Here is a 21,664-nt window from a genome sequence, read left to right on the forward strand (position 1 = left end):
AGTTGACCCATGCGCATACGTCCCCTGCTGCTCGCCAGCCTGATTTCCTCCATCGTCATCCCCGCGTTTGCGCAGCAAGCTGCCGATGGCGAACTGCAATCGGTCGTGGTCACCGGCACCTACGCCAAGAACCGCCGCACGGTCGATTCCGAATCGCCGGTGGACATCATCGGCGCGCGTGAGCTGCAAGCCAGCGGCTCCACCGAACTGGCCACCGTGCTGGGCCGGGTGCTGCCGTCGCTGAACTTCCCGCGCCCATCCGGTGCCGATGCCAGCGACGCGGTCCGTCCAGCCCAGCTGCGCGGCCTGTCGCCGGACCAGGTGCTGGTACTGGTGAACGGCAAGCGCCGCCATGCGTCGGCCGTGGTCAACGTCAACGGCACCCAGGGCCGTGGTTCCGCGCCGGTGGACTTGAACGCGATTCCGCTGTCGGCCATCGACCACATCGAGGTGCTGCGCGATGGCGCGGCGGCGCAATACGGCTCCGACGCGATTGCCGGCGTCATCAACATCATCCTGAAGAAAGGCGCGGCCGGCGGCGATGCCGAGATCGGCTTCGGCGAATACCAGGAGCGCGACGGCAAGCAAGTGTCGCTGCGCGGCTCGGCCGGCTTCAACCTCGGCGATAACGGCTGGGTGCGCATCGCCGTGGACGCGGCCGACCGCGATCCGACCAACCGCGCCGGCGCCGACTACCGCTACCCGACCGACCCGCGCTACGGCCAGGTCAACCAACGCTTCGGCGATCCGGAAACCAAGCCGCGCGTGCTGTTCCTGAACAGCCAGTACCGCGTCAGCGACGACATCGACTGGTACGCCTTCGCCAACTACGGCCAGCGCGACACCTCGGCCGCCGCCACCTGGCGCAGCTTCGGCCGCTCGACGATTTATCCGGAAGGCTTCCTGCCGCTGGAAAACAGCAAGTCGACCGATACCTCGCTGGTAACCGGCCTGCGCGGCGAAGCCTCGGGCTGGCGTTGGGACGTGAGCCTGAACTACGGCCAGAATGAATTCAAGCTGGACCTCGACAACACCGTCAACCTCGACCTGAAGGAAGCCAGCCCGACCCACTTCTACGCGGGCAAGCTGAAAAGCTCGCAATCATTGCTGAACATAGATGTGGCGCGCGATTATCCGGTGGAAGCCTTCACCGGCCCGCTGACGGTGGCGCTGGGCGCCGAATACCGCCGCGAGGAATATGAAATCGGCGCCGGCGATGTGGCCTCATACAGCGGCTCTGGCGCGCAAGGCTTCTCCGGCTTCCGCGCGGTGAACGCCGGCAGCAACAGCCGCCATAACGAATCGGTCTACGCCAACTTCGAGGCGGAAGTGACCAAGCAATTCTCCGCCTCGGCTGCACTGCGCCACGAACGCTACAGCGACTTCGGCAACACTACCTCGGTCAAGGGCTCGACGCGCTACGCCTTCAACGACGCAGTCTCGCTGCGCGCGACCGCGTCGTCCGGCTTCCGCGCGCCGTCGCTGGCGCAGCAGTTCTACACCATCACCACCACCAATTTTTCGGTGGTCAACGGTGTGAACACGCCGATTGAAACCGGTACCTTCGCGGTCGGCAGCGCCGCCGCCGCTGCGCTCGGCGCGACGCCGCTCAAGGCCGAGAAAGCCCGCAACTACAGCCTCGGCTTGTTGGTGCAGCCGGCCCGCAACTGGACCGCCAGCATCGACGCTTACCGGATCGACATCGACGACCGCATTGCGCTGTCCGCCAATATGACGCTGAACCAGGCGCTGAAAGATACCCTGGCCAAGCAAGGCTTGCTGGTAGGCGCCGGCCGCTACTTCACCAACGCCATCGACACCCGCACCACCGGCGTCGACGTGCTGAGCACCTATCGCTGGGAAACCAGCGGGGCCGGGCGTTTTGACTTTACCGCCGCGTACAACCACAACAAGAACAGCGTGGAGCACGTCAACGCCAATCCAGCGATCCTGAGCGCCAACGGCTTGACGCTGATCGATCGCCAGACCGTCAATCGCCTGACGGCCGGCTCGCCCAAGGACAAGTTCAGCCTGGCGACGGATTGGGCGCTCGGCGACTGGGGCACGCGCGCCGTGCTCACCCGCTATGGCAAATTCACCGTGCCGCAGAATAACGCCACGCTGGACCAGACCTACGATCCGCAATGGGTGCTCGATCTGTCAGCCAGCGTCAAACTGGGCAAGCAATGGCGCCTGAGCGTGGGCGTGGACAACGCGACCGACCGCTATCCGGACCAGGTCACGTCGGCGGGCAACCTCAACAACAACGGCATCAACCCGTACAGCGGCTGGGCGCCGAACGGGTTCAACGGCCGCTACTACTACGCCAAGGCAGGCTTTACCTGGTAAGCGCCATGCGGCGCGGCGGCGCTGCGATGGCGGCTGGCTGTCCGGCCAGCTTGAACACGCTGACCGCCTGCTGCAGCAAGTCCGCCTGGTCGCGCATGCTTTGCGCGGCGGCGGCGGCTTCTTCCACCAGCGCCGCATTCTGCTGCGTCACATCGTCAATCGAAACAATGGCCTGATTGACCTGCTCGATGCCGGTGCTCTGCTCGCTGCTGGCGGCGCTGATCTGCTGCATGATATCGGCCACCTGCTGCACCGACTGCACAATATTCTGCATGGTTGCCCCAGCCTGATCCACCAGCGAAGCGCCGGCATCCACCGTCTCCACCGAGCGCCCGATCAGTTCCTTGATTTCCTTGGCCGCCGCAGCCGAGCGCTGCGCCAGCGTGCGCACTTCCGACGCCACCACCGCAAAGCCGCGTCCCTGCTCGCCAGCACGCGCTGCTTCCACCGCCGCATTCAACGCCAGGATATTGGTCTGGAACGCGATCCCATCGATCACGCTGATGATGTCGACAATCTTGCTCGAGCTTTCCTTGATCGCTCCCATCGTGCTGACCACCTCGCCCACCACTCGCCCGCCCTTGGTGGCGTAGTCGGAAGCGGCCACCACCAGCTTGGTCGCTTCACGCGCATTGGCGGCGTTTTGCGACACGGTCGAAGTCAGCTCCTCCATCGAAGACGCCGTCTCTTCCAGGCTGGAGGCCTGCTGCTCGGTGCGCGACGACAGGTCGAGGTTGCCGTTGGCGATTTCGTTGGAGGCGTTGGTAATGGTGTCCGTGCCCGAACGCACCTGCCCCACTGTGCGCGCCAGCGAATCGTTCATGTCGATCAGCGCACGCAGCAGCTGGCCGGTTTCATCGGTGGTGCTGCACTCCATGCGCATGGTCAGGTCGCCGCCCGCCACCGCCTGCGCCATGCCGACCGCGCGGTTCAGCGGCTGGGTGATGCTGCGCGTGATCACGTACAGCACCCACGCCGCCAGCGCGGTCGCCAGCACCGTCAACAGGATCATCATATTGCGCGAGCTGCCGTAGGACTGCTCGGCCACCGAGGCCGCATCTTCCACTGCCGCATTCTGGAACTTGACCAGGTCGCCCAGTGCGTTCAGGTACGCGGTCTGTTCCTTGCGCACCGTGGTCAACAGGTATTTGACGGATTCGTCATGCTTGCTGTCGTCGCCGGACATGGCGACGAAGGCGGTCTGCACCACCGTGTATTTTTCGCGCGCATCGAGCACCGCTTGCAGCTTGGCCTTGCTTTGCGGGTCCTCGTCATCGGCGATCAGCACGCCCAGCTTGTCGAGCTTCTCGTTGATTTCCACCTTGCGCTTGCCGACCCGCTCCAGCTCGGCCTTGACCACCGCCGGCTCATTGGACAGCATGGCGTTGCGCATGGCGCGCGCAATGTCATTCAAGCCGCCTATCGTTTCGTAAGCCAGTATGACCTTGGGCACTTTGTCGGTGGCGAGATCCTTGGTGTTGTTATTCAACTTGCCAAGATTGCCGATGCCGACCACAGCGATGCCGATCATGAAGATGATGGCCACGCCCAGACCGGCCGCCAGCCGGTAGCCGATTTTCCAATTGCCGAATCCCATTGCGAGCTCCCCGGAGTTGGTTGCAGGAGTTCAGTATATGGTCATTCGGACATGCCGATAGGAAAAATTTAAGAACTGTTCTGCCGCCGCCACAGTCATGTGGCGGCGGCAACAGCATCAGGCGACTTCCCCGCCGTTGAGGGCGGCGTCGATGTCGGCACGGGTCAGGTCCGGCGCGAACTGCTGGATGAAGTGGTAGGCGTACGAGCGCAGGTAGGCGCCCTTGCGCACCGCCAGCCGGGTGGTGTTTTGCGCGAACAGGTGCGACGCTTCCACCGCACGCATGCCCTTGTCGCGGCCGTGGTCGAACGCCATCGAGGCGACGATGCCCACGCCCAGGCCCAGCGACACGTACTGTTTGATCACGTCCGAATCCATCGCGGTCAGCACGATGTCCGGGCGCACGCCGGCTTGCTCGAAGGCCGCGTCGATGTGGCCACGGCCGGTGAAGCCGACGTCGTAGGTAATCAGCGGGAACTCGGCCAGGTCCTCCAGCTTGATCGGCGAGCGCGTCAACAGCGGGTGGCCGTCCGGCACCACGATCAAATGGCTCCAGCGGTAGCAAGGGAAGGACACCAGGTCCGGGAATTGCGACAGGCCTTCGGTGGCGATGCCGATATCGGTCTTGCCCGACAAGATCCACTCGGCGATGTGCTCGGGCGCGCTCTGCTGCAGGGCGATGCGCACGTCCGGATAGGCGCTGCGGAAGCTCTGCACCACCTTCGGCAGCGCGTAGCGCGCCTGCGTGTGGGTGGCCGCCACGCTCAGCGTGCCGCTTTGCTGGCCGGTGTATTCCAGGCTGGCTTGCTGCAGGTTCTCGGCCTCGATCAGCAGGCGGTCGATGATCTTCAGGATGCCTTTGCCCGGCTCGGTCATGCCGGTCAGGCGCTTGCCGTTGCGTTCAAAAATCACGACGCCGAGTTCGTCTTCGAGTTCGCGGATCTGGCGCGACACGCCAGGCTGCGAGGTGAACAGGGCATTCGCCACTTCCGTCAGGTTGTAGCCGCGACGGGCGGCTTCGCGGATGGACCGCAGCTGTTGAAAATTCATATGGACGCTCCTTCGTCGACGAACACGCGCAGACGTTTTGGTCGCACTACCAGCGTCTCGCCTTCTTTCAGGCCGAGGCTGCTGAAGCGCTCGTTAGGGATGACTGCTTCGATCAGTTCGGCGTTGTCGCCGCGCTCGAGGTCGAGCTGGGCCAGCGGGCCGATCGCGTGCGCACGGCGCAGCTTGACCACGATGCCTTCCGCACCCGGCGTGTAGCGGTCGACGTCGAGTTCGTGCGGGCGCACATACGCGGTGCCCTTGCCTGCCGCTGACGGCTGGCCCGGCACATCGAAGCTGGCTTCGCCGCTGGCCAGCACGCCGTCTTGCACGCGGCCGTGGAATACGTTGACGTTGCCAAGGAAGCCGTACACGAACGGCGAGGCCGGGTGGTTGTACACCTCGTCCGGCGCGCCGATTTGTTCGACGTTACCCTTGTTCATCAGCACCACCTGGTCCGCTACTTCCAGCGCTTCTTCCTGATCGTGGGTAACGAAGATGGAGGTCACATGCAGCTCGTCGTGCAGGCGGCGCAGCCAGCGGCGCAGTTCCTTGCGCACCTTGGCATCCAGCGCGCCGAACGGTTCGTCGAGCAGCAATACACGCGGTTCCACTGCCAAAGCGCGCGCCAGGGCGATACGCTGGCGTTGGCCGCCCGACAGTTGCGGTGGATAGCGATCCGCCAGCCAGTCCAGCTGCACCAGTTCCAGCAGGTCTTTGACCTTGCGGCGGATCTGGTCTTCCGATGGGCGTTCGCCGCGCGGTTTGACGCGCAAGCCGAAGGCGACGTTTTCAAACACGGTCATATGCTTGAACAGCGCATAGTGCTGGAACACGAAGCCGACCTGGCGCTCGCGCACGTGGCGGTCGGACGCGTCCTGGCCATCCAGCAGCACCTGGCCCGAGTCCGGATGTTCGAGGCCGGCGATGCAGCGCAGCAGCGTGGTCTTGCCGCAGCCCGACGGGCCCAGCAGCGCGGTCAGCTCGCCCTGCGGGAAGTCCAGCGAGATGTTGTTGAGGGCGACGAAATCGCCGAAACGCTTGTTGATGTTTTTAACTTGGATCGTCATGGTATTACTCCGTAGTGCGCACGTCGTCGGCGATGGATTCGTTCAGGCGCCAGGCGATAAAGGTTTTCACGACCAGCGTCACCAGCGCCAGCAAGGCCAGCAGGGACGCCACGGCAAAGGCGGCGGCAAAGTTGTATTCGTTGTAGAGGATCTCGACCTGCAGCGGCATGGTGTTGGTCTCGCCACGGATGTGGCCGGACACCACCGACACCGCGCCGAACTCGCCCATCGCGCGGGCATTACACAGGATCACGCCGTACAGCAGGCCCCATTTGATATTCGGCAGCGTGACGCGGCGGAAGGTATCCCAGCCGGATGCGCCCAGCACGATGGCAGCCTCTTCTTCTTCGCTGCCCTGCGCCTGCATCAGCGGGATCAGCTCGCGCGCCACGAACGGGAAGGTCACGAAGATGGTGGCCAGCACAATGCCTGGCACCGCGAACAGGATCTTGATGTCGTGCGCTTGCAGCCACGGACCGAACCAGCCCTGCGCGCCGAACAGCAGCACGTAGATCAGGCCCGAGATCACCGGCGACACCGAGAACGGCAGGTCGATCAAGGTCAGCAGCACGCTCTTGCCGCGGAATTCGAACTTGGCGATGCACCACGAGGCGGCCACGCCGAACACCAGGTTCAGCGGCACGGCAATCGCGGCGGTGATCAGGGTCAGCTTGATGGCAGAGATGGCGTCGTCTTCGATGATGGCGGCCAGGTAGGCATCCCAGCCTTTTTTCAGCGCCTCGAAGAACACCGCGACCAGCGGCACAAACAGGAACAAGGTCAGGAACAGCAGCGCGATGACGATCAGCGTCACGCGCACCGAGCGCGGTTCCAGGATTTGCGGCGCGGACGGCAGTTCGCCACGGCGCACATTGGCAGCAGGAGCTCCGCTCATATTATTTCCCCGACTTTCCGCGAGCCCAGGCTTGCAACAGATTGATGGTCAACAGCAGGATGAACGACACCACCAGCATCACCACCGCGATCGAGGTGGCGCCCGCATAGTCGTACTGCTCCAGCTTGGTGATGATGAACAGCGGCGTGATCTCGGACACCATCGGCATATTGCCGGCGATGAAAATCACCGAGCCGTATTCGCCGGTGGCGCGCGCGAAGGCCAGCGCGAAACCGGTCATCAGCGACGGCAGGATGGTCGGGAACACCACGCGCGAGAAGGTCTGCCAGGCATTGGCGCCGAGGCTGGCGGCGGCCTCTTCCAGTTCGCGCTCGGCATCTTCCAGCACCGGCTGCACGGTCCGCACCACGAACGGCAGGCCGATGAAGGTCAGCGCGATCACCACGCCGAGCGGCGTGAACGCCACCTTGATGCCGAGGCTGCCTTCGATGAAGCGGCCCAGCCAGCCGTTGGCCGAATACAGCGCGGTCAGGGTGATGCCGGCCACGGCGGTCGGCAGCGCGAACGGCAGGTCGACCAGCGCGTCGACGATGCGCTTGCCGGGGAATTCATAGCGCACCAGCACCCACGCCACGATGCCGCCGAAGATGACGTTGATGAAGGCGCCAATCAGCGAGGCGCCAAACGTCAGCTTGTAGGAAGCCATCACCCGCGCCGAAGTCACGGTGTGCCAGAACTGCTCCCAGCTGACGGTGGCGGTCTTCAGGAAAACCGCCGACAGCGGGATCAGGACGATCAGCGTCAGGTAGAAAATGGTGAATCCCAGCGACAGCCGGAAGCCCGGCATCACCCGGAACGGTGCGCCCCGCTTGACCACCGGAGGGGTGGCGCCGGACGCTGCAAGAACTGCTGACATGGTTGCTCCCTTATTACAAATCCTTCTATAAGGGCTGCATGTTCTCATCTATGCTTCATAATACAAACGAAGCATTTGTCATGTCGTTATGAGATTCAGCTATATACGAGTTTCACTGCCACGGCCACGAGGGTGACCGCGAGTATGCCGCGCAGCAAGCGCTCAGGCACGGCGCGGGCGGCATAAGCGCCGAGGGTGATGCCGGGCACGGAGCCGACCAGCAGGGTCAGCAGCAGGGTCCAGTTGATCGAACCCAGCCACCAATGGCCGACGGCGGCGATGGCGGTCAGGGGCACGGCGTAGGCGATGTCGGTGCCGGCCACTTCGGCGGCGGTCAGGCGTGGGTAGAGCATCACCAGCACGGTGGCGCCAATCGCGCCGGCGCCGATGGAGGAGACCGTCACCAGCACGCCCAGCACGGCGCCGGTGAGGATGGTGGCGTTGTGCAGCGCCCTGCCCTGCAGCTGGCGCTCGGGATGGGCGGTGATCCAGGCCAGCATCTTGCGCTTGAACAGCAAGGCGGTCACGGTCAGCAGGACCGAGCCGGCGATGGTGTAGCGGATGATCTGGCCCATCTCTTTGCTGAGGGTGCCGAAGTATTTGAGGCCGATGCTGGCGACCAGGGCGGCAGGCAGCGCGCCGATGCACAGGCGGCGCACGATGTCCCAGTGGACGGTACCGCGCAAACGATGGGTGAAGGTGCCGACGCCCTTGGTCAGGGAGGCAAATGCGAGATCGGTGCCGACGGCCACGGCGGGCGTGACGCCAAACAGCAGGGTCAGTAGCGGCGTCATCAACGAGCCACCGCCCACGCCGGTCATCCCGACCAGCAAGCCAACTGCAAATCCCGATGCAACAAACTGCAAATCCATAGAATTTCCCCAAAGTAGGCCCGAAGGGTACCTACTCAGGGGAAAATCCCAAACAACGGAAAACTTATAAGCTTATTTGTTTGCTTATTTGTTTGGCTGTGGCGTAACGCGCAGGTATGGACGTGGTGCGCTGTAGCCTTTTGGATACTTTTGCTTCAGCACTTCCGGGTCTTGCACGGTCAGCGGAATGATGACGTCATCGCCATCCTTCCAGTTGCCTGGCGTAGCCACGGTATAGCCATCGGTCAGTTGCAGCGCATCGATCACGCGCAGCACTTCGTCGAAGTTGCGGCCGGTGCTCATCGGATAGGTGATGCTCAGGCGTACTTTCTTGTTCGGATCAATCACGAACAGCGTACGCACGGTAGCGGTGGCCGAGGCTTCCGGGTGGATCATGTCATACAGGGTTGCAACCTTGCGATCCGCATCGGCGATGATCGGGAAGCCGACCACGGTGTTCTGCGTTTCTTCAATATCCTTGATCCACGCGGTGTGCGATTCAGCCGGGTCCACCGACAGCGCGATCGCTTTCACATTGCGCTTGTCGAATTCCGGCTTCAGCTTGGCAGTCAGGCCCAGCTCGGTGGTGCACACTGGCGTGAAGTCCGCCGGGTGCGAGAACAGCACCACCCACGAATTACCTGCCCACTCGTGGAATTTCAGCTTGCCGATGGACGAGTCTTGTTCGAAATCAGGCGCGGTATCGCCAAGGCGAATGGTCATAATGGTCTCCAGGGGTAAATATAATGGTCAAGCGGACAATACGCTATTGTGCGCCTGCCCTGCTAAAAAGTACAAGGTTTCCAGCCCTTCCGGCCAGTCCCCAAGACCGGACTCCGCATTGATGTGGCCGAGCGCGCCGCCGTTGAGGAAGCGGCTATGCCAGCGCCGGGCCCACAGCTCGGCGCGCGGCGCCGCCATCCACGGGTCGTTGGTGCTGCCAACCATGATGGACGGCACCGGCAAGGCTTGCTGCGGCAACAGCGGCGCCACGTGGAACTTGTCGGGATCGGCCGGCGCCACCAGCAGCACGCCCAGCACGCCGTCCGGATCGCGCGCCACGCTGTGCACCGTGGCCAGCGCGCCGAAGCTGTGCGCCACGATCAGGGTGGGACGCAGGTCGCGGCGGCGCACCGCGTCGACACGGGCCGACCAGCGCGGCAGGTCCGGCGTTTCCCAATCATCCTGCTGCACCCGCTCGAAAGCGGGGAACAGGCGTTGCCAGCGGCTTTGCCAGTGGTCCGGTCCGCTATTGTGCAGACCGGGCGCGATCAGCACGCGCAACTGTTCAAGGACGCCGGCCATGTGCTTACTTGCCCTTACTTGCCGGTAGGCTGGTAGATCTGGTCGAACAGGCCACCGTCGGCGAAGTGGGTCTTCTGCGCCTTGGTCCAGTCGCCAGCGACATCAGCGATGGTGAACAGTTTCACTTTCGGGAATTGCGCGGCGTATTTCTTGCCGGCTTTCTCGGTGCCTGGACGGTAGTAGTTCTGGGCGATGATGTCTTGCGCTTCGTCGGTGTACAGGAAGTTCAGGTAGGCTTCCGACACTTTGCGGGTGCCGCGCTTGTCGACCACTTTATCAACCACGGCCACTGGCGGTTCGGCCAGGATCGAGACCGAAGGAGCGATGATGTCGAACTTGGTCGGGCCCAGTTCCTTGATCGCCAGCAGGGCTTCGTTTTCCCAGGCGATCAGCACGTCGCCGATGCCGCGCTCCACGAAGGTGGTGGTGGCGCCGCGTGCGCCGGAATCCAGCACCGGCACGTTTTTGTACAGCTTGCTCAGGAATTCCTTGGCGCTGGCTTCGCTGCCGCCTGGCTGGCGCAGGGCGTAGCCGTAGGCGGCCAGGTGGTTCCAGCGGGCGCCGCCCGAGGTTTTCGGATTCGGGGTGATGACGGCCACGCCCGGTTTCACCAGGTCGTTCCAGTCCTTGATGCCTTTAGGATTGCCCTTGCGGACCAGGAACACGATGGTCGAGGTGTACGGGGTGCTGTTGTGCGGCAGCTTTTTCTGCCAGTCCGAGGTCAGCAGCTTGTGATCGGCGATGGCGTCGATGTCGTAGGCCAGGGCCAGCGAGACGACGTCGGCTTCCAGGCCGTCGATCACGGCGCGGCCTTGCTTGCCGGAACCGCCGTGCGATTGTTTGATCTTGACGGTGTCGCCCGTCTTGGCTTTCCACTCTTTGGCGAACGCAGTGTTGACGTCCTGGTACAGCTCGCGGGTTGGATCGTACGACACGTTCAGCAGCGAGATGTCCGCAGCCAAGGCTGGGGCAACGGCGGAAATAGCGAGAACGGCGGCAGCAATGATTTTCTTGGACAGCATTGGATTCCCCTAGTAGTGAAGGTCTCCAGATTACTGCCATCCCTTATGAATTAGAACGAAGACTTTATCAGTTCGTTATACAAGAAAATCATAAGAAGCGGTTGTATAGCACTACCGCCCAGGTCGCGACTGCCAGCAAGCAAGTCAGCAATACGGCGGCGCTGCCGAAATCCTTGGCGTTCTTGGACAAAGGGTGGCGTTCCAGCGACACCCGGTCCACCACTGCTTCAATAGAGGAATTAATCAGTTCTACGATCAGGATCAGCAACAGCACGCCGATCAGCACCAGTTTTTCGAACGCCGACACCCGCAGCAGCAGCGCAATGACGGTACCCACCACAAACACGCTGACCTCCTGGCGGAAGGCGTGCTCGCCCTTCCACGCGGCCTTGAAGCCATCGATCGAATAGAAAAATGCCGTGAAGATGCGTTTCAGGCCGCTCTTGCTTTTGAACTCGCTGACAGGATCCATGATGATACAAAAAGAAATAATGTCACATTATGCAGCATTTTCGTTTTTTTCCACATTATGGTATAAACTTTAGTATCGAATACTGCATCGCACCAACCACATCATGAAAATCGAAAACGTTCCAGAGCAGAAGACCACCATCCAGGTGATCGAGCGCATGGTAGCGCTGCTCGATGCGCTCGCCAAATATCCCGATCCCGTCAGCCTCAAGGAATTGTCCAAGGTCTCGGGGCTACACCCTTCGACCGCGCACCGGATCCTGAACGACATGGTGGTCACCCGCTTTGTCGACCGGGTTGAACCGGGCACCTACCGGCTTGGCATGCGGCTGCTGGAACTGGGCAATGTGGTCAAGAGCCGGCTGTCGGTACGCGAGGCGGCGCTGGATTTCATGCGTGCACTGCACAAAAAAACCCAGCAGACCATCAACCTGTCCGTGCGCCAGGGCGACGAGATCGTTTACATCGACCGCGCCTTCTCGGAACGTTCGGGCATGCAGGTGGTGCGCGCCATCGGCGGCCGCGGCCCGCTGCACCTGACCTCGACCGGCAAGCTGTTCCTGTCGGTGGACGAGCCGAAGGCCATCCGCGCCTACGCCACCCGCACCGGCCTGGCTGGACACAACAAGAATTCGATCACGGATCTGGGCAAGCTCGAGCGCGAGCTGAGCCTGGTGAAATCGCGCGGCTATTCGCGCGACAACGAAGAATTGGAACTGGGTGTGCGCTGCATGGCCGCCGGCATTTACGACGATAGCGGCAAGCTGATTGCCGGGCTGTCGATCTCGGCGCCGGCCGACCGTTTGCAGGAAGAATGGCTGGAAGATCTGGTCATGACTGCCAGCCAGATCTCCCGTACCCTCGGTTACATGCCGGTCGAGTAAGAGGTGGAACCGCTGAGGCCAGCCGGTTTCAGCGCTTCCAGCCACTTGCGCATGCGGCCTGCATCGGCCGTACGCGACTGTTTGCCCTTGGAGTCGAGGAATACCATGATCACCGAGCGGCCTTCGATCACCGCCTGCATCAGCAGGCAGCGCCCGGCTTCGTTGATGAAGCCGGTTTTCTGCAGGCCGATCGCCCAGTCCGGGCTGGCCACCAGATGGTTGGTGGTGCCAAATGCCATCGGCCGGCCATTGCTGGTTTCCACCACGGCTTTCGGATCGGTCGAGAACTGGCGCAGCACCGGCTGCTGGTAAGCCGCCATCGCCAGCTTGGCGAGATCGCGCGCGCTGGCCACATTCATTTTCGACAGGCCGCTGGAGTCAACGTAATGCGTGTCGGTCATGCCCAGCTCGCGTGCCTTGGCGTTCATCGCTTCCACGAAGGCCGGTTTGCCGCCCGGATAGTTGCGGCCCAGCGCAGAAGCGGCGCGGTTTTCCGAACTCATCAGGGCAATGTGCAGCATGTTGGCGCGCGTCATCTGCGTGCCGACCTTCAGGCGCGAGCTGCTGAATTTTTCGCGGTCGACGTCTTCCTCGGTCACGGTCAGGACTTCATCCATGTCCAGCTTGGCTTCCACCACCACCAGGCCGGTCATCATCTTGGTGATCGAGGCGATCGGCAAGGCGATGTTGGAATTCTTTTCAAACAGTACTTCCGAATTGGCCTGGTCCAGCACCAGCGCCACATTCGACTTCAGGTCCAGCGGATCGCTGGTCCGGTTCAGGCCGGCGAGGTCGCCCATCGTCGGCGTCGCCGGAGCGGCAGCCAGCACGCGCTGGTACACCACCTTGCGCTTGCCATTGACCTTGATCACACGCTTGACAATGCGCTCGCCGGCATCGGCGGCGGCCACGCGCACCGGCTGGCGTTTATTTTTCACCTGTTGCTTTTTGGGCGCAGCGCCGCTGGCATCGGTTGCCGGTGCCGCGATGGCAGCAGATGCAAACATCAGCGAGATGAGCGCGCTTAGTGCGAGTTTAATCATGCGACTTCCCCAAAAAATAGATTCCAATACTCGTTGCAGTGTAGCAAAACACTGAGCGAGCGCAAGCAAATTTAACCTTCCCGGCACCGATGGTTGTATCAGCGCAATATAGGAAAAAACAAGCTAGTCTTATTCGACAAATTTAACAAATTCACTGAGCGCCATGCGCTCAGTGACCAAAGAATTTTCGATCTTGCTCAAATCCGCCACACCAAGCGCCATGCCGCACACCACAGTCTCGCTTTCCGGCAACGCCAACTGCTCGCTGATGATGCGGTGGTACTGGGTAAAGGCGGCTTGCGGGCAGGTATCCAGCCCACGCGCGCGCGCTGCCACCATGAGGTTTTGCAGGAACATGCCGTAGTCCAGCCACGAGCCCTGCTCCATGATGCGGTCGATGGTGAAGATCAGGCCGACCGGCGCATCGAAGAATTCGTAGTTGCGGCCGTGCTGGGCAGCCATGCCGGCCTTGTTGTCGCGTCCCAGGCCCAGCAGCGCGTACAAATCCCAACCCACCTTGCGACGGCGGTCGATGTAGGGCGAAACCCACTCGCGCGGGTAGTAGGCATACTCTTCCTTGTGCTGGGCGGCCTGCTCCGGGTCGTTGTGCGCGGCCAGGATGGCGCCAGACAGCTGGTTCTTGCGCTCGCCCTGCAGCACGTAAACTTTCCACGGCTGGGTGTTGGTGCCGGACGGCGCCCGCGCCGCTACCTGCAGGATGGCGGCGATATCCTCGTGCGCCACCGGCGTCGGCAGGAAAGCGCGGATCGAGCGGCGCGAGGTGATGGCGGCATCGACTGCTTGCTGGGCTGGGCTGGAAATCATGCTTATTTGCTCACTTCGCTCACTTAGGTTTCTTCACAACAAAAATCACGCCTGTCACCGCCAGCGCCATGCCAGCCATGCCGAGGGCGTTAAACGCTTCGCCAAACATCAGCCAGGCCATGATAGCGGTGGTTGGCGGCGTCAGGTACATCAAGCTGGTGACCTGGGTGGCGTCATTTCTGCGGATCAAGGCAAACAACAGGAAAATCGCGCCGATCGACAAGCCCAGCACCGACCACAGCAATGCACCAATAAAGCGTGGCGTCCAATGCACCGCAGCAAAATCCGGGCCCAGTCCTTCGAAAATGATAGCCAGCGGCAATATAAGCACTGCGGAAGCCGTGAACTGGATCACCGTGCCGACGCGCAAATCGAACTGTGGGCAATGGTGCTTTTGATATAAGGTGCCGGCCGTGATACTCAATAGTGCAAACACGCACAACAAGATAGCAGCCAGCGACAGCCCGACCAGCTGGACCTTGGCCGCCACTACCAACCCTACCCCGGCGATGCCGAACAGCAATCCCAGCCACTGGCGCGGCCGCACCTTCTCGCCGATCAGCGGCGCGGCAAAGGCGGTCAGGATGGGCTGCATGCCGACGATCAGGGCCGACAAGCCAGCTGGCATCCCCTGCCTGATGGCGCACCAGACACCGATCAGGTAGCCGGCCTGTACCAGCAGCCCGGCCACAGCGATGTGGCCGATCTTTCCACGCGGCCACGGTGCCTTCAGCAACAGGACGGCCGGGACCAGAAACAGCAGCACACCCAGGAAGCGCAGCAGCAGGAAGGTCAGCGGCGGTGCATATGGCAGGCCGAACTTGGCGACGATGAAGCCACTGCTCCACAACAGCACAAAAAACAACGGCAACGGCGACAAAAAACTGGCGTGCCGGGGGCTGGACGCGGCGCTGGCGGAATCGGGCATCAGGCTGACTTGTGATCTAAAAGGCAATCTGCGCCTTGGCGCGGCGCTGACTGGGGATGACTGCAAGTCTACCACGGCCACGTTTTCCTCATTGGGAGACCGCGATTTACCTCATTCTTAAGGAATAGTTCCCATAATGAACGTTTTAAATTTGCCAATATTCCGTTCTTTGATGCAACGCACAAAAAATCGCTTGACTTAATTTTTGAAGGCCGTAAAATCGGGTTTGTTGCGTTGCACAATTCGTAGCTCGGTCTGAAACGTAGTTTTGCTTGTTTCTCAACCGACGGTAGAAACACCAGCAGTATTCATCAACGACTATTTTTCCTGGAGAACCACATGTTTTCGATTCCTGAGCAATTCTCGAATGCGACCAAAGCTAACTTCGAAGCCCAATTCGCTATTTTCTCGACCCTGACCAATAAAGCCTTTGAAGGCGTGGAGAAATTTGTCGACCTGAACCTGACCGCCGCCAAAGCATCGCTGGAAGAATCGTCGAGCGCCACCAAGCAATTGCTGGCCGCTAAAGATCCACAAGAATTCTTCTCGCTGGCTGCAGCTCAAGCTCAACCAAGCGCTGAAAAAACCATCGCTTATGGCCGTCACCTGGCGACCATCGCATCGAGCACCGGTGCTGAATTCAGCAAAGCCGCTGAAACCCAAATCGCCGAAACCAACCGCAAAGTTATTTCGCTGGTTGAAGAAGTGAGCAAAAACGCACCAGCCGGTTCGGAAAATGCAGTCGCCCTGTTTAAATCGGCTATCGGCAATGCCAGCGCCGGTTACGAGCAATTCACCAAAACCGCTAAGCAAGCTGTTGAATCGCTGGAAACCAATCTGAATGCCGCAGTTGGCCAATTCACCGCCGCCGCTGCTAAAGCTGCTCCAGCAAAGAAATAAATAAAATGCCGGCGCGGTAGGGCGCCAGTATTAAAAGCCCCGGTGAATACCGGGGCTTTTTTATTGTCCCTTGCAAGCTAATAAACAGTGTGTTCATGCCAATTTTTGGCATGACTGGGAAAATAAATAAGCCGCACCAGGCGGCTTTTTACAGGAGCGGCGGGGTTACTCGCCGAGGTAGGCGGCTTTGACGCGCGGATCGTCCAGCATGTCCCTGGCATTGCCGGTCATGGTGATATTGCCGGAGTCCATGACATAACCACGGTGTGCGGCTTGCAGTGCGAGTTTCGCATTCTGCTCTACCAGCAAAATGGTAATGCCCTCTTTCGAGACATTGCGAATGACCTCGAAAATCTTTTCCACCATAATCGGCGACAAACCCATCGACGGCTCATCCAGCAATAATAACTTTGGATGCGACATTAATGCGCGCGCCATTGCCAGCATTTGCTGCTCACCACCAGATAAAGTACCAGCCAATTGCTGCGCACGTTCTTTTAAACGTGGGAATACATCAAACCATTTGGCAATATCGGCTTCAATACCGGCTTTATCGTTGCGAGTATATGCACCCATCATCAGATTCTCATGAATCGTCATACGGGTAAATACACCACGGCCTTCCGGAACCATTGCCAGTTTCTTTTCCACTAAATGGAAAGATTTGGTCCCTTTTAAAGCTTCGCCCTGATAACTGATCGTTCCTTCGACTTTGCACGGCGGCAAAGTACCGGTAATGGCTTTCAGCGTAGTGGTTTTACCAGCGCCATTGGCGCCAATCAGGGCGATTAATTCGCCTTTATTCACTTCGAGATCGATACCCTTGACGGCTTTAATACCGCCATACGCGACTTTCAGTCCCGATACTTTTAGAACGTTGTCGCTCATTAGTGCGATCCTCCGAGGTAGGCGTCAATCACCGCCTGATTACTTTGTATTTCCGCCGGCAGACCTTCCGCGATCGGTTTGCCGTATTCCAGCACCATCAGGCGGTCGCACAAGCTCATCATCATCTTGACATCGTGTTCAATTAACAACACCGTCTTGCCCTGTTCTTTGATCTTGATCAATAGTTCGCGCAGTGCCAGTTTTTCGGTGGCGTTCATGCCGGCCGCCGGTTCATCGAGCGCCAGCAGTTGCGGATCGGTCGCCAGCGCGCGGGCGATTTCCAGGCGGCGCTGGTCGCCGTAGGACAGGAATTTGGCGGTGCGCTTGGCAAACTGGCCGATGCCGACGAAATCCAGCAGCTCCTGCGCGCGGCGGTGGATGTCCGCCTCCTCCTGGCGCGCGGCCTTATGGCGGAAAATCGCGCCGAGCACACCCTGCTTCGAGCGCACGTGGCGGCCCACCATGACGTTTTCCAGCGCCGTCATCTCGCCAAACAGGCGGATGTTCTGGAAGGTGCGGGCAATACCGGCCTTGGCCACCTCATGCGGGGCGGACGGCGAATACGGCTTGCCGGCCAGCTCGAAGGTGCCGGTGTCCGGCTGGTAGAGGCCGGTAATCACGTTGAAGAACGTCGTCTTACCGGCGCCATTGGGGCCGATCAGGCCATAAATCTGGCCTTGCATGATCTTGATGCCAACATCGGTCAGCGCCTGCAAGCCGCCGAAACGCTTGTTGACGCCGGCGATCTGGAGAATTACCTGTTCAGTCATTGTTGTCTCTTCCTCAAGCCGCCATCACGCCGGACGATTGATTCTTGGTGTCGGAATCGCCATCCGGGCGATCTTCATGCTTGGGCGATGGCCACAGGCCGGCCGGACGGTTCAGCATGATCAGCACCAGCGCCAGGCCGTACAGCAGCTGGCGCAGCACTTCCGCCTCGATCAGCACGTGGCCGAACAACTTCTCCTGCAGCGGCTCCACCACGTGGCGCAGCAACTCTGGCAAGGCCGCCAGCAGCGCGCCGCCAAGGATCACGCCCGGGACGTGGCCGATGCCGCCCAGTACCACCATCGCCAGCACAACAATCGATTCAGTCAGCGAGAACGATTCCGGCGACACAAATCCCTGGAACGACGCGAACATGGCGCCGGCGATGCCGCCGAACGACGCGCCCATCGAAAACGCCAGCAGCTTGACGTTGCGGGTGTTGATGCCCATTGCCTTGGCGGCGATTTCGTCTTCGCGGATCGCCACCCAGGCACGGCCCAGGCGCGAGTGCTGCAGGCGCGAGGTAATGAATACCACTGCCACGCACAGGAACAGGAACAGGAAGTAGTAGGCATTCACCGACGGCATGCCGTAGCCGCCAATAAACACCGTCGCGCGCGAGCCGGCCTCGCCAGAGAGGTTGACGCCAAATACCCGGATCGGGTCAATCATATTGATGCCCTGCGAGCCGTTGGTGAAGTTGATCGGCGCATTCAGGTTCAACATGAAAATACGGATGATTTCACCAAAGCCCAGCGTGACGATGGCCAGGTAATCGCCGCGCAGCTTCAGCGTCGGAGCTCCCAGCAGAGCGCCGAAGAAACCGGCCAGCGCCGCCGCCAGCGGCACGATGAACCACACCGACAAGTGGATGCCGTTCTGCTGAATCTCTGGCCCCAGCAGCGTAATCAGCGATTGGCCCAGCGCCGGATATTCGTTGATAACAGACTCCAGCAAGGCCGCGAACTGTGGCGAAGCCAGCAGGCCAGCCAGATAAGCGCCCACTGCATAGAAGGCGATGTAACCCAAATCCAGCAGACCGGCAAAGCCGACCACGATGTTCAGGCCCAGCGCCAGCATGATGTACAGCAGCGCCATATCGGCGATGCGCACCCACGAGTTGCCGTAGTGCTGCGCAAAGAACGGGAACGCCACCAGCAGCACGGCCAGCGCCGCCATGCTGGTATAGGCCTGGCGCGGATTACGCTTGAAGTCGAAACTTACAATTGCCATCTTCATTTCTCCTTAAGCGCGGTCTGCGACACGCTCGCCCATGATGCCGGACGGACGCACCGTCAGCACCAGGATCAGCACCACAAAGGCGAAGATGTCCTGGTACTGGCTACCAAGGAAACCACCGGTTACCTCAGCCAGATAGCCGGCGCCCAGGCTTTCAATAATGCCCAGCACGATACCGCCCAGCATGGCGCCGTAGATATTGCCGATGCCGCCCAGCACCGCCGCACAGAAGGCTTTCAAGCCCGGCAGGAAGCCCATCGAGAACTGGATCGAGGCGTAGTTCGCGCCCCACATCACGCCGGCCACCGCCGCCAGCGCCGCGCCGAGCGCGAAGGTGGCGATGATGACCTTGTTCGAATCCACGCCCATCAGGCCGGCCACGCGCGGGTTTTCCGCCGTGGCGCGCATGGCGCGGCCCATGCGGGTTTTCTCGACCAGCAGCACCAGGCCGGCCATCGAAATCAGCGCCAGCGCCAGCAGCAGAATTTGAGTAGGCGAAATCAGCGCGCCGCCGATGGCGATCGGGTCGGCCGGCAGCAGCTGCGGGAACGGCAGCGGGTTGCGGCCCCAGATCATCATGGCAAAGGTGTTGAGCAGGGTCGACACGCCAATCGCCGTGATCAGCGGCGCCAGCCGTGGCGCATTGCGCAGGCTGCGGTAAGCCACGCGCTCGATGATGACGTTGACGATCATGCAGACCGGAATCGCACCGCCGATGGCAATGGCCAACTTGATGTAGCCGGGCAAGTCCGGGAAATGCGTGTTGAGAATGTTGAGGATGGTGAGGCCGGTCATGGCGCCGATCATCAGTACGTCGCCGTGGGCGAAGTTGATCAGGTTCAGCACGCCGTACACCATTGTGTAGCCCAGCGCGACCAGTGCGTACATGCTGCCCAGCACTAGCCCGTTAATGATTTGTTGGATAAAGGTATCCATTTCTGCCTTTACTATTGTTATTGCGACCATGTAACAAAAACGGCACCCGGGTGTCCCCGTAGTGCCGCCGTTGACTACACGCTCACGATGCAAGTTTCATGCCCGCTTGGTGTCTCACCGCCCTTTTAGAGCGATCCAAATCATAGCGAACATTCCGAAAAACTAATCGTGGAATAATATCAACGGCGCTGAATTATATTCCGCGCCGTCCAAACAATAGTTAGACGCTGCCCTCGACTGGTGCGATTTTTGAGACACCGTCCAGCCCTTTCGGCAGCGGGAAGGTGACGTTTTCTTCCACGCCTTCCAGCGGACGCACGCTGCGCACGCCCAGTTCCTTCAGGCGGTCGATGACAGCTTGCACCAGTACTTCCGGGGCCGAGGCGCCGGCCGTAACGCCCACCCGCAGTTTGCCGTCCAGCCAGGCTGGATGGATCTGGCTGGCGTTGTCGACCATGTAGGCCGGCGTGCCCTTCTTTTCCGCCACTTCGCGCAAACGGTTCGAGTTGGAGCTGTTCGGGCTGCCGACCACGATCACCACTTCCACTTGCGGCGCCATGAACTTCACGGCTTCCTGGCGGTTGGTGGTGGCGTAGCAGATATCGCCCTTCTTCGGCTCGATAATGGCCGGGAACTTGCGTTTCAGCGCCTCGATGATGTCGGCAGTGTCGTCCACCGACAGCGTGGTCTGCGAAACGTAGGCCAGTTGTTCCGGCTTGTTCACCACCAGCTTTTCCACGTCTTCCACGGTTTCCACCAGATACATGCCTTCGTCGGTCTGGCCCATCGTGCCTTCGACTTCCGGGTGGCCGTCGTGCCCGATCATGACGATCTCGCAGCCCTGCTTGCGCATCTTGGCCACTTCCACGTGCACCTTGGTGACCAGCGGGCAGGTGGCGTCGAAGATGCTGAAGCCGCGCGCAGTGGCTTCCGCGCGCACCGCCTGGGATACGCCGTGGGCCGAGAACACCAGCGTGTTGCCCGGCGGGACTTCGCTCAATTCCTCGATAAAGATGGCGCCCTTGGCGCGCAGGTCGGCCACCACGTAGGCGTTGTGGACGATTTCGTGGCGCACGTAAATCGGCGCGCCAAACTGCTGCAGGGCGCGCTCGACGATTTCAATCGCGCGGTCAACGCCGGCGCAGAAGCCGCGCGGCTGGGCCAACAGGAGTTCTTTATCGCTCATCACAGCACCGAGATCAGTTGCACTTCAAATTTCAAGGGCTGGCCGGCCAGCGGGTGGTTGAAGTCGAACACGCAGGTTTCGTCGCCCAGCTCACGCAGGATGCCGGCAAAGCGGCCGCCGCCCGGCGCGGCGAAGTCGACCAGATCGCCGATCTTGTAGTCGGCGTCGGGCGCCGAATTGGCGTCCAGCGTGGCGCGGCTGACTTCGCGGATCAGCTCAGGGTTGCGCGGACCGAAGCCGACGCCCGGTTCCAGCTCGAAAGTCTTGTGCGTGCCTTCCGGCAGGCCGATCAACAATTCTTCCAACACTGGCGCCAGCTGGCCCTGCCCCATCAGCAGCGTGGCCGGGGTGGTGGCGAAGGTGGTGACGATATCGGCGCCGTCCAGCGAGGCCAGGCGGTAATTCAGGGTGAGATACGACGACGCGGTGACGACAGGTTGCTCGTTAGACATGACTTAAACTAAGTTGGACTTGGAAAGGCCATATTGTAAGCCACCCAGCGATTTGCGCTCGCCGGCATCAAAGAAAGGTTGACTGAAAACGTTTTCAAGCGGAAGATGGA

The 21,664-nt window shown here is 61.0% G+C and carries 22 protein-coding genes; 3 read left to right on the forward strand and 19 right to left on the reverse strand.

Annotation, left to right across the window (positions count from 1 at the left end; genetic code table 11):
* Positions 1–9 precede the first annotated feature (9 nt).
* Positions 10–2,349: a TonB-dependent receptor plug domain-containing protein gene (locus tag BMZ70_RS13195; protein ID WP_092274787.1), complete on the forward strand. Its 2,340-nt coding sequence runs from the start codon at positions 10–12 to the stop codon at positions 2,347–2,349.
* Here BMZ70_RS13195 and BMZ70_RS13200 read toward each other — a convergent pair.
* The 10 genes from BMZ70_RS13200 to BMZ70_RS13245 all read right to left on the reverse strand — a co-directional run bounded on the left by BMZ70_RS13200 (position 2,339) and on the right by BMZ70_RS13245 (position 11,506).
* Entirely contained in the window at positions 2,339–3,946 is a 1,608-nt protein-coding gene (locus tag BMZ70_RS13200) for a methyl-accepting chemotaxis protein (protein ID WP_092274790.1), read from the reverse strand. The two genes, BMZ70_RS13195 and BMZ70_RS13200, sit on opposite strands and share 11 nt — an antisense overlap.
* Before the next feature lie 117 nt (positions 3,947–4,063).
* Positions 4,064–4,996: a CysB family HTH-type transcriptional regulator gene (locus tag BMZ70_RS13205; RefSeq protein ID WP_092274793.1), complete on the reverse strand. Its 933-nt coding sequence runs from the start codon at positions 4,994–4,996 to the stop codon at positions 4,064–4,066.
* Complete coding sequence (locus tag BMZ70_RS13210) at positions 4,993–6,063, reverse strand: sulfate/molybdate ABC transporter ATP-binding protein (protein WP_092274796.1); 1,071 nt, start codon at positions 6,061–6,063, stop codon at positions 4,993–4,995. The genes BMZ70_RS13205 and BMZ70_RS13210 overlap by 4 nt, the downstream gene beginning before the upstream one ends.
* A 4-nt stretch (positions 6,064–6,067) precedes the next feature.
* A complete protein-coding gene (cysW, locus tag BMZ70_RS13215) occupies positions 6,068–6,958 on the reverse strand; it encodes a sulfate ABC transporter permease subunit CysW (RefSeq protein ID WP_092274799.1) in 891 nt (296 codons plus the stop codon).
* 1 nt (position 6,959) lies between these two features.
* Entirely contained in the window at positions 6,960–7,835 is an 876-nt protein-coding gene (cysT, locus tag BMZ70_RS13220) for a sulfate ABC transporter permease subunit CysT (protein ID WP_092274802.1), read from the reverse strand.
* 95 nt (positions 7,836–7,930) lie between these two features.
* A complete protein-coding gene (locus tag BMZ70_RS13225; protein ID WP_092274805.1) occupies positions 7,931–8,707 on the reverse strand; it encodes a sulfite exporter TauE/SafE family protein in 777 nt (258 codons plus the stop codon).
* An 84-nt stretch (positions 8,708–8,791) separates the two neighbouring features.
* On the reverse strand, positions 8,792–9,430 hold the full coding sequence (locus tag BMZ70_RS13230; protein ID WP_092274808.1) for a peroxiredoxin: 639 nt from the start codon (positions 9,428–9,430) through the stop codon (positions 8,792–8,794).
* Positions 9,431–9,457: 27 nt separating this feature from the next.
* The gene (locus tag BMZ70_RS13235; protein WP_092274811.1) at positions 9,458–10,012 is read right to left on the reverse strand and encodes an RBBP9/YdeN family alpha/beta hydrolase; all 555 of its coding nucleotides are present in this window, start codon (positions 10,010–10,012) and stop codon (positions 9,458–9,460) included.
* Positions 10,013–10,026: 14 nt separating this feature from the next.
* Positions 10,027–11,034 carry a sulfate ABC transporter substrate-binding protein gene (locus BMZ70_RS13240; protein WP_092274814.1) on the reverse strand — a complete coding sequence of 336 codons (1,008 nt, stop codon included), beginning with the start codon at positions 11,032–11,034 and terminating at the stop codon, positions 10,027–10,029.
* A gap of 88 nt (positions 11,035–11,122) precedes the next feature.
* The gene (locus BMZ70_RS13245) at positions 11,123–11,506 is read right to left on the reverse strand and encodes a diacylglycerol kinase (protein WP_092274817.1); all 384 of its coding nucleotides are present in this window, start codon (positions 11,504–11,506) and stop codon (positions 11,123–11,125) included.
* A gap of 103 nt (positions 11,507–11,609) precedes the next feature.
* On the opposite strand from BMZ70_RS13245, the gene BMZ70_RS13250 reads away from it, so the two are divergent.
* Complete coding sequence (locus BMZ70_RS13250) at positions 11,610–12,389, forward strand: IclR family transcriptional regulator (protein ID WP_092274820.1); 780 nt, start codon at positions 11,610–11,612, stop codon at positions 12,387–12,389.
* Here the strand turns inward: BMZ70_RS13250 and pbpG are convergent.
* From pbpG to BMZ70_RS13265, 3 genes are all read right to left on the reverse strand, one after another.
* Positions 12,371–13,432, reverse strand: a complete 1,062-nt coding sequence (gene pbpG, locus BMZ70_RS13255) for a D-alanyl-D-alanine endopeptidase (RefSeq protein ID WP_092274823.1) — start codon at positions 13,430–13,432, stop codon at positions 12,371–12,373. The two genes, BMZ70_RS13250 and pbpG, sit on opposite strands and share 19 nt — an antisense overlap.
* Before the next feature lie 129 nt (positions 13,433–13,561).
* Complete coding sequence (locus BMZ70_RS13260) at positions 13,562–14,257, reverse strand: nitroreductase (protein ID WP_092274826.1); 696 nt, start codon at positions 14,255–14,257, stop codon at positions 13,562–13,564.
* A gap of 19 nt (positions 14,258–14,276) precedes the next feature.
* Positions 14,277–15,185, reverse strand: a complete 909-nt coding sequence (locus tag BMZ70_RS13265) for a DMT family transporter (RefSeq protein ID WP_092274829.1) — start codon at positions 15,183–15,185, stop codon at positions 14,277–14,279.
* Positions 15,186–15,524: 339 nt separating this feature from the next.
* Here BMZ70_RS13265 and phaP point away from each other — a divergent pair, with 339 nt between their 5' ends.
* On the forward strand, positions 15,525–16,085 hold the full coding sequence (gene phaP, locus BMZ70_RS13270; RefSeq protein ID WP_092274832.1) for a TIGR01841 family phasin: 561 nt from the start codon (positions 15,525–15,527) through the stop codon (positions 16,083–16,085).
* A gap of 165 nt (positions 16,086–16,250) precedes the next feature.
* Here phaP and BMZ70_RS13275 read toward each other — a convergent pair whose 3' ends face one another.
* From BMZ70_RS13275 to BMZ70_RS13300, 6 genes are all read right to left on the reverse strand, one after another.
* Positions 16,251–16,973: an ABC transporter ATP-binding protein gene (locus BMZ70_RS13275; protein ID WP_092274835.1), complete on the reverse strand. Its 723-nt coding sequence runs from the start codon at positions 16,971–16,973 to the stop codon at positions 16,251–16,253.
* Positions 16,973–17,743, reverse strand: coding sequence for an ABC transporter ATP-binding protein (locus tag BMZ70_RS13280; RefSeq protein ID WP_092274838.1), 771 nt, complete (start codon positions 17,741–17,743; stop codon positions 16,973–16,975). The genes BMZ70_RS13275 and BMZ70_RS13280 overlap by 1 nt, the downstream gene beginning before the upstream one ends.
* Before the next feature lie 13 nt (positions 17,744–17,756).
* Positions 17,757–18,974: an ABC transporter permease subunit gene (locus BMZ70_RS13285; RefSeq protein WP_092277821.1), complete on the reverse strand. Its 1,218-nt coding sequence runs from the start codon at positions 18,972–18,974 to the stop codon at positions 17,757–17,759.
* A gap of 12 nt (positions 18,975–18,986) precedes the next feature.
* Positions 18,987–19,916, reverse strand: coding sequence for a branched-chain amino acid ABC transporter permease (locus BMZ70_RS13290; RefSeq protein WP_092274841.1), 930 nt, complete (start codon positions 19,914–19,916; stop codon positions 18,987–18,989).
* A gap of 220 nt (positions 19,917–20,136) precedes the next feature.
* The gene (gene ispH / locus BMZ70_RS13295; RefSeq protein WP_092274844.1) at positions 20,137–21,102 is read right to left on the reverse strand and encodes a 4-hydroxy-3-methylbut-2-enyl diphosphate reductase; all 966 of its coding nucleotides are present in this window, start codon (positions 21,100–21,102) and stop codon (positions 20,137–20,139) included.
* Positions 21,102–21,554, reverse strand: a complete 453-nt coding sequence (locus BMZ70_RS13300; protein WP_092274847.1) for an FKBP-type peptidyl-prolyl cis-trans isomerase — start codon at positions 21,552–21,554, stop codon at positions 21,102–21,104. Before BMZ70_RS13300 ends, ispH begins: the two co-directional genes overlap by 1 nt.
* Positions 21,555–21,664: the final 110 nt, after the last annotated feature.

The organism is Duganella sp. CF402, from assembly GCF_900109645.1.
Lineage (GTDB): Bacteria > Pseudomonadota > Gammaproteobacteria > Burkholderiales > Burkholderiaceae_D > Rugamonas.